At 59.0% G+C, this 1,240-nt stretch carries 2 protein-coding genes; both read right to left on the bottom strand.

What is annotated here, in order from left to right; all coding sequences use genetic code 11:
* Window positions 1-442: 442 nt before the first annotated feature.
* Complete coding sequence (locus EN879_RS40420) at window positions 443-784, bottom strand: hypothetical protein (protein ID WP_244514456.1); 342 nt, start codon at window positions 782-784, stop codon at window positions 443-445.
* 6 nt (window positions 785-790) lie between these two features.
* Complete coding sequence (locus EN879_RS40415; protein ID WP_244514454.1) at window positions 791-1,069, bottom strand: hypothetical protein; 279 nt, start codon at window positions 1,067-1,069, stop codon at window positions 791-793.
* Window positions 1,070-1,240 lie beyond the last annotated feature (171 nt).

Below are 1,240 nucleotides of genomic sequence, written 5' to 3'. Positions count from 1 at the left end.
TTTCATTCACAACAGCACATACCCCGTCCAAGCCGGGAAACCGGTCAATGTGCTGATCGGAACGCGGTCGAACATATTTGGTGTCTGCGACGGAACTGGGATTAATTTCGGAGCGGGCGTTGTCGCGCGGATTGACCAGCCCATCTCCGTCTTCACACGAGCGGACCGGGAGCCATATTCGCCGTTCTATTAAACCGCGCAGGCGAGCCGATCTTCGGGGACTGGAGATCGTCGGGAGTGCGTCGCTAATCGCCGATGGCGCGAGTGCGGCCCGGTCGTCGCTTGCCGTCCTAGCAAATTGCAGTGAGCGCGACCCTGTCCGGTCCACCTGCAGCACCGATCGTCAGACGTACCGCCCCAACGGTGAACGCCCGAGAGCTGAAATCGCGAATGCCGACGATTGGACTGTCACGTCCTAGTCTAGTCTAGACCGCTACATGTTTTAGCCCTTCAAAGACCCAAGCGCGGCGAAGCCGAGCGCCACCAGGGCACCTCCCAGGACGATATCCGCATGCTTTCGGAAACGTCTGTAGAACCGCTGTGTTACAGGTTGGGAAATGCAAAGGCCAAGAAGACCAAACCAGGCGATCGCAATGGCAAACACCAATGCGACCACGGTTAGGTAAGTCGCCCCGCGGAGATTTAAGTTCAGCGTTGAAGAGGCGAAAAATATTGCAGTTGCGGGATTTGCCACCGCAGTGACAAAACCCAGCCGGAAGTGCCGAACGTTTGCGACCGGTTTCGGCTCATCCGGTCCCGTCTTGATCGACCAAGCTCGCCGCATCGAGTTTCATCCAATGAGGACCAGCAGTGCGCCGTAGAGGCTGGCGGCTATCTGATGCGCGATGCCCTCGTGCGGCAATGAACCGACCCCCGTCGCGACGACGGCCGCCAGCGAACTTGCGCCAAGGGCGATACCGGCGGCAGCGGAAAGCGCCGTAGCACGCGACGCGGTCAGCCCGGCCTGCGCAACGACGGCAAAATTGGCACCCGGCAGCATTGCCACGAGCGTATAGGAAACGGCAAACGGAAATAATCCGGCCGCGACAACGTATCCGGTTTCCATCATTGATTGGCCCCGCATCATCAACGACCTGCCCTACTTCATGGCTGGCCACTGCAAACCTAGCCAAAATCTGGCCGAAAGACGCGGCCCCGAACAATCGGCAAATGCCGACTGTTAGATTTTTTGTTCGGGAATTACCGGCCACGGCCGCTGAGCGGCTCGGTACTTTTGAGC

Source organism: Mesorhizobium sp. M7A.F.Ca.AU.002.02.1.1, from assembly GCF_003998535.1.
GTDB classification, from domain to species: Bacteria; Pseudomonadota; Alphaproteobacteria; order Rhizobiales; family Rhizobiaceae; genus Mesorhizobium; species Mesorhizobium ciceri.
Note: the sequence above shows the minus strand (reverse complement) of the source record. Positions and strands in the feature narration are given on the sequence as shown.